Annotated in this window: 12 protein-coding genes and 1 pseudogene; 12 read left to right on the top strand and 1 reads right to left on the bottom strand. The window is 61.7% G+C overall.

Annotation, left to right across the window (positions count from 1 at the left end; translation table 11 throughout):
• Positions 1-330 precede the first annotated feature (330 nt).
• From NKI85_RS05195 to NKI85_RS05160, 8 genes are all read left to right on the top strand, one after another.
• A complete protein-coding gene (locus tag NKI85_RS05195) occupies positions 331-852 on the top strand; it encodes an exopolysaccharide production repressor protein (protein ID WP_352522569.1) in 522 nt (173 codons plus the stop codon).
• Positions 853-1,304: 452 nt separating this feature from the next.
• Entirely contained in the window at positions 1,305-2,327 is a 1,023-nt protein-coding gene (locus NKI85_RS05190) for a glycosyltransferase family 2 protein (RefSeq protein WP_352522570.1), read from the top strand.
• A gap of 270 nt (positions 2,328-2,597) precedes the next feature.
• Positions 2,598-2,999 carry a hypothetical protein gene (locus NKI85_RS05185; protein ID WP_352522571.1) on the top strand — a complete coding sequence of 134 codons (402 nt, stop codon included), beginning with the start codon at positions 2,598-2,600 and terminating at the stop codon, positions 2,997-2,999.
• A gap of 142 nt (positions 3,000-3,141) precedes the next feature.
• On the top strand, positions 3,142-4,008 hold the full coding sequence (gene exoK / locus NKI85_RS05180; protein WP_352522572.1) for an endo-1,3-1,4-beta-glycanase ExoK: 867 nt from the start codon (positions 3,142-3,144) through the stop codon (positions 4,006-4,008).
• A gap of 61 nt (positions 4,009-4,069) precedes the next feature.
• Complete coding sequence (locus tag NKI85_RS05175) at positions 4,070-5,401, top strand: UDP-glucose dehydrogenase family protein (protein ID WP_352776298.1); 1,332 nt, start codon at positions 4,070-4,072, stop codon at positions 5,399-5,401.
• 31 nt (positions 5,402-5,432) lie between these two features.
• Complete coding sequence (locus NKI85_RS05170) at positions 5,433-6,512, top strand: glycosyltransferase (RefSeq protein WP_352522574.1); 1,080 nt, start codon at positions 5,433-5,435, stop codon at positions 6,510-6,512.
• Positions 6,513-6,701: 189 nt separating this feature from the next.
• Positions 6,702-7,871 carry a glycosyltransferase gene (locus NKI85_RS05165; protein ID WP_352522770.1) on the top strand — a complete coding sequence of 390 codons (1,170 nt, stop codon included), beginning with the start codon at positions 6,702-6,704 and terminating at the stop codon, positions 7,869-7,871.
• Positions 7,868-9,331 (top strand): lipopolysaccharide biosynthesis protein, encoded by a 1,464-nt coding sequence (locus NKI85_RS05160; protein ID WP_352776296.1) that lies wholly within the window; start codon positions 7,868-7,870, stop codon positions 9,329-9,331. The genes NKI85_RS05165 and NKI85_RS05160 overlap by 4 nt, the downstream gene beginning before the upstream one ends.
• Positions 9,332-9,553: 222 nt before the next feature.
• Here NKI85_RS05160 and NKI85_RS05155 read toward each other — a convergent pair.
• A pseudogene (locus NKI85_RS05155) lies at positions 9,554-10,606 on the bottom strand (polysaccharide pyruvyl transferase family protein); the annotation flags it as partial.
• A 304-nt stretch (positions 10,607-10,910) separates the two neighbouring features.
• Here NKI85_RS05155 and NKI85_RS05150 point away from each other — a divergent pair.
• From NKI85_RS05150 to NKI85_RS05135, 4 genes are read left to right on the top strand one after another with little or no spacing between them, the layout of a single operon-like run.
• Positions 10,911-12,083, top strand: a complete 1,173-nt coding sequence (locus NKI85_RS05150) for a glycosyltransferase family protein (RefSeq protein ID WP_352522576.1) — start codon at positions 10,911-10,913, stop codon at positions 12,081-12,083.
• Positions 12,084-12,094: 11 nt separating this feature from the next.
• A complete protein-coding gene (locus NKI85_RS05145; RefSeq protein WP_352776294.1) occupies positions 12,095-13,090 on the top strand; it encodes a glycosyltransferase family 2 protein in 996 nt (331 codons plus the stop codon).
• On the top strand, positions 13,090-14,040 hold the full coding sequence (locus tag NKI85_RS05140) for a glycosyltransferase family 2 protein (RefSeq protein WP_352522578.1): 951 nt from the start codon (positions 13,090-13,092) through the stop codon (positions 14,038-14,040). Before NKI85_RS05145 ends, NKI85_RS05140 begins: the two co-directional genes overlap by 1 nt.
• Positions 14,030-14,980 (top strand): glycosyltransferase family 2 protein, encoded by a 951-nt coding sequence (locus NKI85_RS05135; protein WP_352522579.1) that lies wholly within the window; start codon positions 14,030-14,032, stop codon positions 14,978-14,980. Before NKI85_RS05140 ends, NKI85_RS05135 begins: the two co-directional genes overlap by 11 nt.
• Positions 14,981-15,025 lie beyond the last annotated feature (45 nt).

The raw sequence follows: 15,025 nt of genomic DNA, 5'->3' as shown, positions 1-15,025 counted from the left end.
TGGTTTACCGCACGATACCAAAAAAATGTTGCAGCGCAACACACAATTTCCCAGCCGGCTGTAATAGTCGCGTCATGAACTGACTAAATAATAAACGCATCCTGCACAAAATTTCGCCTTTATGTCACAAAAGAGACCGACGATGGGCAACTTTGAAAAAACTAGTCCATTTTTGAGGCGCCTTTTAGGCGATTCGCTCTTGAGACCCTGTTATCGAGCTTTGACGTCATTTAGAATCGCCCGATATGGCCTGACATTATGGTAAAATACTAGATAATACTATTAATCTTACTGGAGCGAGTCCATATCCGGCAATCATTGGTGACAGCTATGTGTGCATTGCACCATGGCGGAGTCGATCCCGAGGATTCGCTTAAAATTATTCGTGGCTGCCCTTGCCGCCTATTGCACACCTTAATAGAGTTGCAAATTGTTTCTGTCGGAGTATGGACAGATTGGGCAAGGTCGGAAGCAACCGGCCACAAGCGGGCAACCTTAATAAGCTCGCAGAGTTTAAGGGAGGTGCTCGGGGTGGGCTTATCGACAATTTTTCCCGAGCCGGTTGACGGGCTATCGGGTATGTCACTGCCAAAGTTCATTATCGGCATGGTTTTTGCACTGGCGATCGTGGTCGTCTGGTCCTATTTGGGCGGCGCCTCGCTCGGCACGACGCTTTTTCGCGTCATCGGCTGCGCCATAGTCATCCAACTCGGTTATTTTCTGCTGATCTTTGCCATGGTCGCAAGAAATGCCCCGACCCCGGCCGACAAAATTCGCGACGCAGAACGAAAGCTGAGTTCGAACGAAGCGGCCGAAGGCGAGAAATTCAGCGCCAGGAGAGGCCTTCACTGATTTCGGGCCTTGGCCGCGGTCAGCGATGTCGATGTAACCTGCGGTTACGCTGGCCAGCCCTCTGACGAACTGCTCGCCTCAACAACACCGGCGTCGGCATCCCTGTTCTTTCAATTCCTTGATACTCCGGGCCTCGACGCGCTCGCTCTCCGTCGCCGCCGTCCAGTCGGCGAGGATCAGCAACTGGTTCCCGCCGGTCGAGCGCTCTGATGGAGCGTGTAGGAACGGCTCTGCCAAGCGGCGCATTTCGGGAGCCATCCCGATTGAGGCTCGCCGCCTGCCCAACCGCGCCATGACACCCAGCAAATGAAAAACTGGACGGCGCCGATGATTTTGGCGATGCTTGCTTCGCACTTGCAGCATAGGCATTTGGCCGATGCATGTCAGACGGGTGGTGAGGCATTGAGCGGGGAGGGCGAAGAAATCCGCAACGACTTCTGCAATCGAGAGGCATGTCCATGACATCATCCCAGGTCTGCGTGATCATCGCCGCCCGCAATGCGGCGCGGACAATCCCGGCTGCCATTGCATCGGCCTTGCGCGAGCCGGAGGTTGCGGAAGTCGTCGTCGTCGACGACGCGTCCACCGACGATACCGCGAAAGTCGCCCACGCAGCCGACGACGGCACGGGCCGCCTTTCGGTCATCCGCTTCGACGTCAATCGCGGCCCCTCCTTTGCCCGCAACGCCGCGATAGCCGGCTCCAGGTCGCCGTTCATCAGCATTCTGGACGCTGATGATTTCTTTTTCGAAGGCAGGTTTCACAGACTGTTCGCCAGCACCGATTGGGATTTCGCGGCAGACAACATCATGCTTGTCAGGGATGACGCGGCAACCGACGTCTCGAAAATCGTCGCTCCACCGTTTTCGCCCGAGCCGGAATTCCTCGATTTCGAAGGTTTCATCGACGCCAACATCTCCAGGCGCCGTGTGCAACGAGGGGAACTGGGCTTCCTCAAACCCGTGATCAGCCGCGCCTTCCTCGATCGGCATGGGCTGCGCTACGACGAGAAGCTGCGCCTAGGTGAAGACTACGAACTCTACGCGCGTGCGGTTGCGCATGGCGCGCGCTTCAAGGTCATCAAATCCTGTGGCTACGGCGCGATCGTGCGCGCCGATTCGCTGAGTGGACGGCACAAGACCCAGGACCTGAAGCATCTGGCCGATGCGGATCTGGCACTACTTGCGATCGACAGTTTGCCGGAGGGATCGAAGGCTGCGCTGAAACGGCACGAGCGGCACATACGCGACAAATACCGGTTGCGGAAATTCCTCGATGTGAAGGCCGAGCGCGGGCTGGCACCGGCTGCGGCCTACGCCTTGGCCGGTCCGTCCAACCTCATGGCCGTCGTCCGCGGCGTTGCCGCCGACAAGCTGGATGCGTTGTTTCGCCGCGCCGGCCTAGCCGCGAAGCGTCAGCATGTGCCGCCGCTGCGCTTCCTCATGGCCGGAAGCAGCACGGCCAGCGAACGCTAGGCTCGTCAACGTGGCGATCCCGGTAGCCATGCCCTTACCCTTCGGTCGGCTCGCCCCATTTCGACGAGATTTATGAGTTTACGATCTAGGTGGTTGCCTATGCGCTCGGGGAATGGCAATCTATGTTGCGGTGCAGCAATTTTGGACGGCCAACCGAACGGGCCAGACACATCCCCTGTCAGAGGAGCTGGACGATGCAAGAAATGTCTTTTGAACGTGGACGGGCGCCAAGGCCGGTCACCAGCTCGACGATGAAGGGGCGCTGACTACATGGCCTCGATCTTCGGCTTCAAATCGAGAGATCCGGCGCGCGACAGGCAGACCGACACCTCGCGCCTTGATCGTCTGGCAAAGCTGCTCGACCAGATCGCCGCCGAGGTCGAGGCGGAGAAGAGCGGACTAGAGAACCGCTACAGGACAACGGCCACGAATGCCGCCTTCCTGGTCGAGGCAATGGAGAACGGAGCGGTCTCCTCCCGCAGGTCCTCCGAAGTCGGCGAACTGACCAAGTCGATCTTGAATTGCGAGCGGCGCATCGCGGCGCTCTCGCGCCAGAAGCAGATGATGAACGAGCTCCGTCATTCGCTGGATGCAATCTTCGATGAGAATCGGCAGAACGCTCCAAACATAAGGATCGATTTTGCCAAACCCGCCGGTCCCGGCACAGGTTGAGCGAACATCCTGGGTCGGCGCCATACGCAATGGTTTTGGGCACGCGACAAGGAGCTTAGGGGCGACAGAGGTCAAGATCAGCTTGTTTCGCAATGGTTCGAACGATCGCTTTGGGGGTGCACAGCACAAAGGTGAGTTTGATATGAACGCAGATCCTAAAAGCACGTCCACCCCGCCAACCAGCGGCACCTCGTTCACACGCCAGATGCGAGGCAAACTGCGGCGACTCTGTCCAGACAGGGCGTTTCTGCTGGTCGTTCTCGGCAGCCTGATTGTGGGCTTGGCGCCCGCCCGTTCCCAGGATCTCCCGACCGCGCCGTCTTTTGTCGATGATTTCACCAGCATCAGTCGCGCGCGCTGGTATATTTCCGACGGCTGGACGAATGGCAAGCATCAGAACTGCACCTGGTCCAAGAGCCTGATCGGGCTTTCCGACGGCATGCTGACGCTCGGTTTCGAGAAGCGCAAGCTGAAGGATCGCGAATTCGCCTGCGCCGAGATCCAGACCAAGCAGCGCTTCGGCTACGGCACCTACGAGGCGCGGATGAAGACCGACACGGGCTCAGGCGTCAACGCGGCATTCTTCAGCTTCGTCGGCGATGCCGACAAACAGCCGCATGATGAGATCGACTTCGAGGTGCTGACCAAGGACACGTCCAAGGTCCAGGTCAACGCCTACATAGCCGGCAAGGGCAAGAACGAGAAGCTGGTCGACGTCGCCGGCGGCACCGACAAGGCCTTCAACGACTACGCCTTCGTTTGGGAAAAGGACCGGCTGCGCTGGTACGTCAACGGCAAGCTTGTCCACGAGATCACCGATCCCGCGAAGCTGCCCACTCATTCGCAAAGAATCTATTTCAGCCTGTGGGGCACCGATACGCTGAAGGGCTGGATGGGGCCGTTCTCGGATCCGGGCCGCAAGCTCACCATGCAGGTGGACCGCGTCGCATTCACCGCACTTGGCCAGCCCTGCCAGTTCCCGGAATCGCTGGCATGCAAGACGAACTAAAAACGCATCTGAACCGGCCGAGCCGAAGGCGGTCCGAAGCTTTGAACAGGAATGAAATCGAATGAATTTGACTGTCTTTGGAATTGGCTATGTCGGTCTTGTACAGGCGGCGGTGCTTGCCGAAGTCGGCCATCAGGTGGTCTGCGTCGATATCGATGCGAAAAAGGTCGAGCGGCTCAACCAGGGCCATATCCCGATCTTCGAGCCCGGGCTCGAAAACATGGTCAAGGAGAACCATGCCGCCGGCCGCATCACGTTCACCACCGACGCCGCCGCGGCGATCAGGCATGGCCAGATCCAGATGATCGCCGTTGGCACGCCTCCTGGCGAGGATGGTTCGGCTGACCTCAAATATGTGCTGGCCGTCGCCGAGGCCATCGGTCGTGAGATGGACGCGCCCAAGATCGTCGTCGGCAAGTCGACCGTGCCGGTCGGCACCTGCGAAAGGATAAAGGCCAGGATCGCCGAGACGCTGAAGGCGCGCGGGCGCGAGGATCTGGCTTTCGACGTCGCCTCCAATCCGGAATTCCTCAAGGAAGGGTCCGCTGTGAGCGACTGCATGAAGCCCGACCGCATCATCGTCGGCACCAGCAACGAGGACACCGAGGCGGTGATGCGCGAGCTCTACGCCCCGTTCAACCGCAACCACGAAAAGATGATCGTGATGGACGTGCGCAGTGCCGAGTTCACCAAATACGCGGCCAATTGCATGCTGGCGACCAAGATCAGCTTCATGAACGAAATGGCCAATCTGGCCGAGCAGCTGGGCGCCGACATCGAGGAGGTCCGCAAGGGCATCGGCAGCGACCCGCGCATCGGCTACCACTTCATCTATCCGGGCCTCGGCTATGGCGGCTCGTGCTTCCCGAAGGACGTGCGCGCCCTGATCAGGGCCGCCGAAGCCGTCAAATTCGACGCCAAGCTGCTGCGCGCTGTCGAGGAGCGCAACAACCAGCAGAAGTCGGTCCTGTTCGAGAAGGTGGATAGCTATTTCAAGGGCAATCTCAAGGGCAAGACCTTTGCGCTGTGGGGCCTGGCCTTCAAGCCCAATACCGACGACATGCGCGAGGCCCCGGCCCGTACGCTGATGGAAGCGCTCTGGGCCGCCGGTGCCAATGTGCAGGCCTACGATCCGGAGGCGATGCAGGAATGCCAAGCGATCTACGGGTTGCGCGACGACCTGCAGCTGTGCGGGACCAAGGAGGCTGCGGTACGAGGAGCCGACGCGCTCTTGATCGTGACCGAGTGGAAGAGCTTCAGCGCGCCGTCCTTCGATGCGTTGAAGGACGCGCTGACCACGCCCGTCATCTTCGACGGCCGCAACATCTACGACCCCAAGGTCATCGCCCGCCACGGCATCGAATACCACAGCATCGGCAGAATGGCGGCGTGACGATAGGGCGGTCCAGCAAGGAGCCAGGTCCATGAAAGTTCTGTTTGCAGGCGGCAACGGCTACACGCCGCAGTTCAGCGGTGGCGTTCAGTCGAGCACGCACCATCTGGTCGAGCAGCTGCGCGAGCACGGTCATGACGCCTCCGTTCTGGCGGCGCTGTTCGGTGATGGCATGTTCGGTTTCAAGGCGCGCGCCAAGATGAAGCTGCTTCGCCAGCGTGCGGTCATCGACAGCTATCCCGGCTATCCGGTCGTGCGGGCATGGTTTCCCTGGGAGGCGGCGCGCTTCGCGGTCGAACGGCTCGATCCCGATGTCGCTGTCGTGCAGTGCCACAAATCGGTGCCGATCGGAAAAGCGCTGCAGGCGCTCGGCGTGCCGCTGGTGGTCTACCTGCGGAATGTCGAATTCCACGAATTGGCCGGTGACCTGCGCGAATTGCATTCTGCGCTCTATATCGCCAACTCCGAATTCACCGCGCGCACCTATAAGGAAAAGTTCGGCATCGATTCGACCGTAATCCCGCCGACCATCAATCCCGGGCTCTACAGCACGCCGACGACCGGTGAATTCGTCACACTGATCAATCCTTACAATGAAAAAGGGTTCGAACTCGCCGTGCGCATCGCCGGCCAATGCCCCGAAATTCCGTTCCTGTTCGTCGAAAGCTGGAAGCTCGACGACGACCACCGGGCGCAGATCGAACAGGTTATCGCGCCGCTGCGCAACGTCAGGCTGGAAAGCCGCACCAGCGATATGAAGACGGTCTATGGCCGCACCAAAATCCTGCTGGCGCCCAGCAAATGGGAAGAGGCCTGGGGGCGGGTGGCATCCGAGGCCCATTGCAGCGGCATTCCGGTCGTCGGGTCCCGGCGCGGCGGCCTGCCGGAAGCGATTGGCGCCGGCGGCGTGGTCCTCGATTATGACGCACCGCTCGACGACTGGGTCGCCGCGGTCAGGCGGCTATGGAGCGACAAGGCCGAGTACGACCGGCTGTCGGCGGCGGCGCAGCTGTTTTCGGAGCGGCCGCAGATGAACCCCGACATTCAGTTCGCGACCTTCCTCGGCGTTCTCGACAACGCCAGGCAAGGCGCGCTGGAGCATGCCGCCTGATGCATTTCGCCCAAGAGCATGCATGTCGCCCAAATGCCTGCCTTTGCGCCTGACCCAGGGGTGCGAGCGGCTTTGGGACAACGACACGCACAACAGCAGACGCTTGAAGCGCCTCGCACGACGGCGACGGGCTTCAATCTCTATCCGCGCGAGCAGATCTCTGACCGGCCACGAAAGATCGTCCCCTCGATGAAGATTTGCTTCGTAGTTGATAAGTTTCCGTCATTGTCGGAGACCTTCGTCCTCGACCAGATAGCCGGGTGCCTCGAGCGCGGGATGCAAGTGGGCGTCGTCTGCAACGAGACGTCCTTCGGCAAGGATCGCAACATCGACGATCACCGCTGGCAGGCGCTGCCTGGGAAGGTCGTCTGCTGGTGGGGCGGACTAGGGCGCTTTCGCCCGACGCTCAGGAGATGGTCCGGCAGGTTCTGGGATAAACTCTCGACCGCCATCGACATCGCCTTCGCGCGCAAATTGCAGAACGCCGACGTGATCATCGCGCATTTCGGCAATAATGGCATGCGCGTCGCCCGCGCCATGAAACGAGGCAGGATTTCAGCTCCGCTGGTGACCATATTCCACGGCCGCGATGTCGGCGAACCGCTGCATGACAACACGCTCACGCGCTACAAGGTCGTCTTCGAAAAGGGCGTTCTCCAGCTGCCGGTGAATGCGTTTTTCCGCGACGCCCTGATCGGGGTCGGCGCGCCGCCCGCGCAGGTTAGGGTCCACCATATGGGCGTGCGGCCGGGTGAGATCGACTACCACTGGCGCTCCTGGGACCGGGACGGGCTGTCCTTCATCTCCGTCTGTCGGCTGACCGAAAAGAAGGGCATCGAATTCGCCCTTCGCGCGCTCGCCAACCTGCCGCGGCGCGACTGGGTCTATACGGTGATTGGCGGCGGCGAATTGCTGGAGGAGTTGAAGAAGCTCGCCTTAAATCTCGGCATTGCCGACCGGGTGACTTTCCTCGGGCCGCGCCCGCACGCCGAGGTCAAGCAGCGCCTGCGCGATGCCCATGTATTCCTGCTGCCCAGCGTTGCTGCGCAGGACGGCGATCTCGAGGGTATTCCGGTGGCGCTGATGGAAGCTATGGCCGCCGGGCTGATCGTGGTCAGCACCTATCACTCGGGCATCCCCGAGCTGATCGAGGATCAGGAGACAGGCTTCCTCGCACCGGAGCGAGACGTTGCGGCGTTGGCCCGCAAGCTTGTCTGGGTGGCCGAGAACCCGGAGAAATGCGAGCGCATCGCACGTGCGGCGCGGCGCAAGATCGAGCAGGATTTCAACGCGGACGCGCTTAACGAACGTTTTGCGCAGATCGTCGCGCAGCTGGCCGAAGCCAGGCACCCTGCATGAACGCCAACCCGCCCCCCCAGTTCGGTCGCGTCGCCCTGCGCGGCGGCGTGGTGACGATCGGCGCGCAAGGCTTCAAGATGGCGATCCAGTTTCTCTCGGTGATCCTGCTTGCCCGTCTGCTCGTCCCCGAGGATTTCGGTCTGGTGGCTTCCGTCGGGCCGATCGTGGCCTTTGTCGGGCTGCTTCAGAACCTTGGCCTCCAGCAGGCTGTGGTCCAGCGCAAGGATATCAGCGCAGAGCAGCTCAACCAGGTATTCTGGATCAGTGCGTTGGTTGGGCTGGGCAGTGCCGTGGTGGTGGCATGCCTGGCGCCCGCCATCGCTGCCTTCTATGGCGATCAACGTATGGTCGGGATTACCATCGGCTCTGCCTTGCCGCTGCTTCTTGGTAGCCTCGCCGCGGTGCCGCTGGCGTTGATGAACCGTCATTTGCGCTTTGGCCAGCTCGCGCTGAACGACGTGATTACCGCCGCAGCCGGACTTGCGACTACCGCAGTCGCAGCCTATGCGGGGCTGGGCTATTGGTCGCTGGTCATCGGCCCGGCGGTTTCTGCCGTTGTCGCGCTGGCGGCGGCATGGCAGGTGGCGCGCTGGACGCCGTCGCGGCCGGACCTGAAGGTCGATACCGACATATTGTCCTTCGGCGCCAATCTGACCGGCTTCAACCTGGCCAACTTCTTCTCGCGCAATCTCGACAACATCCTGATCGGAAAATATTCGGGCCCGATCGAGCTCGGTTATTATGACCGCGCTTACAAGCTCCTGCTGTTCCCGCTGCAGAACATCAACCAGCCGCTGACACGCGTGATGGTGCCGCTGCTGAGCCGCATCCATGAGGACAAGGCGCGGTTTCGCGCCATCTATGTGCGAACCAACTGGATGCTGGCGGCCGTCACCATGCCCGGCATCGCGGCGCTGACACTGACGTCGGACCAGGTGGTGGGGCTTCTCTTCGGCGAGCGCTGGACAGCGGTGGCGCCGATTTTCGCCTGGCTGGGCATCGCCAGCCTGATCCAGTCCGTCTCAAGCACCACCGGATGGATCTTCATCTGCCAGGGCAAGACGAAGACCATGTTCCACTGGGGCATCTACTCGTCGCTGACGACGGTCGCCGCCTTCATCATCGGATTGCACTGGGGCGCCGTCGGCGTTGCGGCGGCCTATGCAATCAGCGGCTACGTGCTGCGCGTCCCGGTGCTTGCCGTCCTGGTCCACCGGGTCGGCCCGGTGACCGCAGCCGACTTCCTGATCATGCAGGGGCTTTTCATCGTGTCGTCGCTGCTTGCCTGGTCCGTGTACCGGTGGCTGCCGGCATCGCTGACCGGCCAGTCAGACCTGCTCGCGGTGGTCTTGGCGGTTGCCCTCAACTATTCGATCGGCCTGATCCTCATGCTTGCCCTTCGCCAGTCGCGCAGCGCCCTGTTCACCACGCTTTCCAGCGCCATGCGCAACGCCCGCTAGGCGAGCGAGCACCGGTCTCAAAAGCTCACCTGCCGACATCGCCGACGCATGCTCCTCAAGCACTGCCTGAAGGCTCGTCCTGCGATAGAGGTCGAGATTCGCGGTAAGTCTGCCGAGCTTCTCGCTCGCTTCCTCAGGCGTCACCGTGTCGATATCGAGCAGCAGGTCGGCGACGCCGATCCGCTTGGCGAGTTCCTTGGTCTTGAATTCATAGGCGATCGGCAACACCGGCGTGCCGACGCAGAGCGACATGATCATCATGTGCATGCGCGTTGCGACGACGAAGTCGAAGCCTTTCACCAGCGCCATCAGTTGCTCCGGCGTGTGGAACGAAGCGTCCACGCTGACGTGCTTGGCGATCTCCGGATCGAGCTCGGCAACGATCGCTCGCGCCGTCTTGGAATCGTCGTGGGCGTATTCCGGCACTCCCTGGCAGGTGGAGACGAAGGTGACCTCCTTGGCGTGGTCCCTGACGAGGATAGTCGCGATCTCGCGGATTGAGTCGATATAGCGGCGCATACCGCCCTCGCCGTCGCTGACATAGTTCCAGTGACGGACGGAAATGGCGACGCGGCCGGTGACCGCCGCCGACTGGCCGGAGGCCAGAAAATTTCCGATCCTGTCGGTATCGGCCAGGGCAAAGACGGCGTCGGCCACGACGTGGCATTTGCCGGGGTCTTTCACCATGTCCACAATGTGACCTCTCGAACGCTCGTCGCGCAGCAGGATGAGCGGGCTCCGGTCGAAGATCGGGCTCAACTCCTGGCGATTGTAACTTTTGTTGAACGGGCCAAGCGATTGCGTGAAGAAGACCGGGTCCTTGCCCAGAATCGCGTCGATCCGGAATTGATTGAGCCGCCGCTCCAGATTGTAGGTCTCGACGAGATAGGTTCCGCCTGTCGTGACCACGAGGTCGGCGTCTTTGTAGATCTCGAGACCACGGCGATTGCTTGAGCTGAAAAAACTCCGGAGAACGCCGCCGGTGCCGAACCGGCGCAGGGCATTGAGTACGAGCCGATTGTAGATCGGCTTGAACAGGTTCTTCAGCCCGCTGCCGTATTTGTAGCGGAACAGCGATTCCGACAGCAGCTTGTGGAATTCGAGATCAGGATACTCTTTCTTCGTGTAGAGCCTTGCCGCCACCTCCGGCTGGCTGTCGAAGACGTAGAACTGGATATCGTCTTGCACGATCGTCTTGAAAACATGGCGGATCGCCAGGAGAATCGCTGCATCCCCGGTATTCAGGCAGACAGTGTTTTCAACCGCGATCTTCATGGAATGACCTCATTTCGTGAGTAGGTCCCGTGATTCCATCGACGGGTGCCAAAGGGGGCGGATTGCGGGCGGATTGGCCGAAAATGCTGCACGCCAAGGATGGTCCTCGCGTCATGATTATTGACGCGCAGCCCATTGGTAGGCAACGCGCGGTCCATGCGGCCCAAGCAGAGCGAGATTAACCTATCGATTTTGCAGCGCAACAAAAAATGTGGATCTTTGCTACGCTGCAACCAAAAATGTTGCGATGCAGCAAGAGCTGTACTAGCATTGTCACGGGCGGGCCAACAGCGGTCGAGTTTTCATGCTGCATGTCTTGTACTTGGTACACGACGTCTCCGACCCGGCAGTGCGCCGGCGGATCATAATGCTCAAGGCAGGCGGCGCCCAGGTTACGCTGGCGGGCTTTCGTCGAACCGCGAGCCCGGTCGCTGAGGTGGAGGGCTTGCGGCCGATCGATCTCGGCCCGACGCGTGATGGCCGGTTCGGCCAGCGCCTGGCGGCGGTCGTGAAGGCAGCAGTCTCGACTGGCTCGAAGCTGGGCTCGATGCAACGGCCGGACCTCATTATCGCGCGCAACCTGGAAATGCTGGCGCTTGCCCGGCGCGCCACGTCGGCTTTCCAGGCTACGGTGCCGATCGTCTACGAGTGCCTCGACATCCATCGCCTGCTGCTTCGCGATGACCCGCTGGGCTGGGCGATGCGCGGTGCGGAACGCTTCCTGGCCAGAGATGTGAAGCTTCTGGTGACCAGCTCGCCGGCTTTCATCGCCAACTATTTCAAGCCGTTCGGGCAGATTGCCGCGCCGGTCGAGCTGCTCGAAAACAAGTATTTCGAGCCAGCCGCGGCTTCGCTGGATGACCGCATGACGGCGGAGAATCCCGTTGCGCCGCCTTGGCGGATCGGCTGGTTCGGGGCGCTCCGCTGCCGCCGATCCCTGGAGCTTCTGGCCGCATTTTCGCGCCGTCTCGACGGCCGCTTCGAAATCGTCCTCAGGGGCCGGCCGGCCCTGTCCGAATTTCCCGATTTCCACGGTTTCGTCGAGTCCGAACCCTGGCTCTCGTTTGGCGGGCCCTACCGCAATCCCGAGGATATGGCGGCGATCTACCGCCAGGTTCACTTTTCCTGGGCCATCGACTTTTTTGAGCAAGGCCTGAACTCCGAATGGCTGCTGCCCAACCGGCTATATGAGGGCTGCCGCTTCGGAGCCGTTCCGATTTCGATGGACAACACCGAAACCGGCCGGTTCCTCGACCGGCAAGGCATCGGCGTTCTTTTGGCCGAAGCCACGCCCGAGGCGCTCGAAGCTGCCGTCGGCACGATGCAGCAGCATCGGTTCGAAACATTGAGGGCGCGCGTTCTCGCCCGCAATCCGCGCACCTGGAACCACGATCGCGCCGATTGCCGGGCGTTCGTCGAAAAGCTCCGCGGCCTGGCCGCGGCACCCGGTCCATATGCTGCCGAAGCATTGGCATAGAAGGACTGCCGATGACGCAAACCGAGACCCTTCCATCCTGTATGATCATCGTTCCGTGCCTGAACGAAGCGGCCCATATCGGCGCGTTGCTTCAGCAGCTTCGGCCTGCGGCCGAGAGACTGGGCGCCGCGATCATCGTTGCCGATGGCGGCAGCACGGACGGCACCAGGACGATCGTCGCAGACATCGCCGCAAAAGATCAGCAGGTGATCCTGCTTCACAATGAAAAGCGCTTGCAGAGCGCGGCGATCAATCTCGCCGTCGCCAGATTCGGGGATGGCGTCGACTATCTCATTCGCATCGATGCGCATGGCGGCTATCCCACGGACTATTGCGACCGGCTGGTCGAAGAAGCGCAGGCCACCGGCGCGGATTCGGTCGTCGTCTCGATGCTGACCAGCGGCAGCGGCATGGTGCAGAAAGCGGCGGCAGCGGCGCAGAACTCCAGGCTCGGCACCGGCGGCTCCAAGCACCGGCACCTTTCGGCGGGGGAATGGGTCGATCATGGCCATCATGCACTGATGCGGATATCGGCCTTCACGGCGGTCGGCGGCTATGACGAGACGTTCAGCCACAATGAGGATGCCGAACTCGACTATCGGCTCCGCCAGGCCGGCTACCGCATTCGGCTGACCGGCAAGACGCAAATGGTCTACTATCCGCGCTCCTCGCTGAAGGGCCTCTATTTCCAATATCTTGGCTATGGCCGTGGTCGGGCAAAGAACGTTCTCAAGCACCGCATGATCCCGAAGATCCGGCAGATGGTGCCGCTTCTAGTGTTTCCCGTGGTTCTTCTCGCCGCCTTCTCCTTCGTCCACTGGCTGGCGGCCGTGCCGCTTCTGCTGTGGGCGTCGGTCTGCCTCTTCTACGGCCTCTGGACCGCCGTCAGCCAGCGAAAACCCGACATTGCGCTTGCCGGGATCTCGGCGATGGTCATGCATTTCGGCTGGTCGGTCGGTTTCTGGCTGCAACTGCTCGCACCGCGACCGCAGCGCGGGGTAGCGTGATGGACCCGGTCAAGAAAAATCGAAACATCGATATCTGCGTCTGCACATTTCGCCGGCCGGAGCTTGCCGACACGCTTCGCTCCATAGCGGCCATGGATATGCCTGCGGGATTCGACGTCGGTATCATCATTGCCGACAACGACGATACGCCGACGGCCGAACCGCTGGTGACGACCCTGGCTGGGGAGTTGAAACTGCCAGTCACCTACCGACACGCCCCGGCCCGCAACATCTCGATCGCCCGCAACGCTTGCCTCGATGCCAGCGCATCGGATTTGGTTGCTTTCATCGACGACGACGAGACGGCCACCGCCGGCTGGCTTGCCGAACTGGTGGCGACGGCGGAAGCAACTGGTGCTGCGGTCGTGCTCGGGCCGGTGCGGGCCCGTTACCGGCCGGATGCGCCCGACTGGATGCGCAGAGGCGATTTCCACTCGACCTTGCCGGTCTGGGTGAGCGGCGAGATCCGCACCGGCTACACCTGCAACGTCCTGCTCGGGATGGGCGCCGACAGCCTGCGCGGCCGGCGCTTCAGCCTGGCACGTGGCCAGACCGGCGGCGAAGACACCGAATTCTTCGACCATATGGTCAAGGCCGGCGGCCGCATCGCCTTTTCGCCCGAGGCTTGGGTCGACGAAGTGGTGCCGCCTGCCAGGGCGGCATTCGACTGGCTCGGCCGCCGCCGGTTCCGCGTCGGGCAGACGCACGGTCATCTCCTGGGGCGCAACGCACGCGGCCTTGCCCGGCTCAAGCAGGTCGGCCTTGCCGCGGCAAAGGCCGCCTACAGTTTCTTGTCGGCAATTCCGGTCGCCATCGATCCCGTGCGCCGGAACCGCAGCGTGCTTCGCGGCATTATGCATGTCGGCGTCGTCAGCGGCCTCGTCGGAGTTCGTGAAATCCGCCAATACGGCCTGTCTTCGCCGCAGCAAGGGGGCAAGCGTGCAGCCTGATGTGAGCTTCGTCATTGCCGCCTACAATGCCGAGGCGACAATCGATCGCGCGATCGCCAGCGCCGTCGCCCAGCGCAATGTCAGCGTCGAGGTTATCGTCGTCGACGACAGGTCGGGCGACCGGACGCTCGATCTGGCGAGATCCTATCCCGAAGACCTCGTACGCGTTGTCGCCCTTGCGCAAAACCGCGGCCCTGGCGGCGCCAGGAATGCCGGCCTTGAGCTTGCCCGCGGCAGGTGGGTCGCGGTCCTCGATTCCGACGACGCGGTCTATCCTGGGCGAATCTGCACGATGATTGAACGCGCTGAGAAAGCAGGCGCCGAGATCGCGGTCGATAATCTGCAGGTCGTTCGCGAGGACGGCGTTGCCGAAGAGACGATGTTCCCGGCCGACTATCTGGAAGGGCTCGGTGAAATCTCGCTGGCGGATTACATCGCCGGCAACGTAGTCTTCGAATCGAGATTCAATCTCGGCTATCTCAAGCCGATCTTCCAGCGCCGATTCCTGAACGAAAACGGGCTGCGTTACGATGAAAGCCTGATCATCGGCGAAGACTATATCCTGCTGGCCAATGCTCTGGCCGAAGGCGGCAAATGCGTGGTCGAGCCGACGACAGGCTATGTCTACCACATCCGCTCCGGTTCCATTTCCCGGGTGCTCGAGCTTCATCATGTCGAGGCGATGCGCAGGGCCGACGCCATCTTCGCCAGAACCCATTCCATGGATGCTGCGGCCGCGGCGGCGTTTGCCAGGCGCGCTCGCAGCCTGCGCCGGGCGGCATCATTCCTGTCGCTGGTCCAGCACATCAAGGCGCGGTCCCCGCTCAAGGCGATATGGACGGCGCTCAGCGATCCGGCGGCGGTTCGGCATATGAGCATGCCGATCGCCGTCCGGCTACGAAGGGTAGCGGCACAGTTTGCCGTAGTGGCGGGGAGGTGAAGGGCTGCAGGCGAATGAAGACAGTTTTCGCCGCCTGCGACAGGT

Origin of the sequence: Mesorhizobium sp. M0571, assembly GCF_040320985.1 — a bacterium.
GTDB lineage: Bacteria > Pseudomonadota > Alphaproteobacteria > Rhizobiales > Rhizobiaceae > Mesorhizobium.
Note: the sequence above shows the minus strand (reverse complement) of the source record. Positions and strands in the feature narration are given on the sequence as shown.

Excerpts from the sequence above, each read along its gene's own strand:
- NKI85_RS05195 (WP_352522569.1), top strand. The coding sequence starts at position 331 with ATGTGTGCATTGCACCATGGCGGAGTCGATCCCGAGGATTCGCTTAAA.
- NKI85_RS05165 (WP_352522770.1), top strand. The coding sequence starts at position 6,702 with ATGAAGATTTGCTTCGTAGTTGATAAGTTTCCGTCATTGTCGGAGACC.
- NKI85_RS05190 (WP_352522570.1), top strand. The coding sequence starts at position 1,305 with ATGTCCATGACATCATCCCAGGTCTGCGTGATCATCGCCGCCCGCAAT.
- NKI85_RS05175 (WP_352776298.1), top strand. The coding sequence starts at position 4,070 with ATGAATTTGACTGTCTTTGGAATTGGCTATGTCGGTCTTGTACAGGCG.
- exoK (WP_352522572.1), top strand. The coding sequence starts at position 3,142 with ATGAACGCAGATCCTAAAAGCACGTCCACCCCGCCAACCAGCGGCACC.
- NKI85_RS05145 (WP_352776294.1), top strand. The coding sequence starts at position 12,095 with ATGACGCAAACCGAGACCCTTCCATCCTGTATGATCATCGTTCCGTGC.
- NKI85_RS05150 (WP_352522576.1), top strand. The coding sequence starts at position 10,911 with ATGCTGCATGTCTTGTACTTGGTACACGACGTCTCCGACCCGGCAGTG.
- NKI85_RS05170 (WP_352522574.1), top strand. The coding sequence starts at position 5,433 with ATGAAAGTTCTGTTTGCAGGCGGCAACGGCTACACGCCGCAGTTCAGC.
- NKI85_RS05160 (WP_352776296.1), top strand. The coding sequence starts at position 7,868 with ATGAACGCCAACCCGCCCCCCCAGTTCGGTCGCGTCGCCCTGCGCGGC.
- NKI85_RS05140 (WP_352522578.1), top strand. The coding sequence starts at position 13,090 with ATGGACCCGGTCAAGAAAAATCGAAACATCGATATCTGCGTCTGCACA.
- NKI85_RS05185 (WP_352522571.1), top strand. The coding sequence starts at position 2,598 with ATGGCCTCGATCTTCGGCTTCAAATCGAGAGATCCGGCGCGCGACAGG.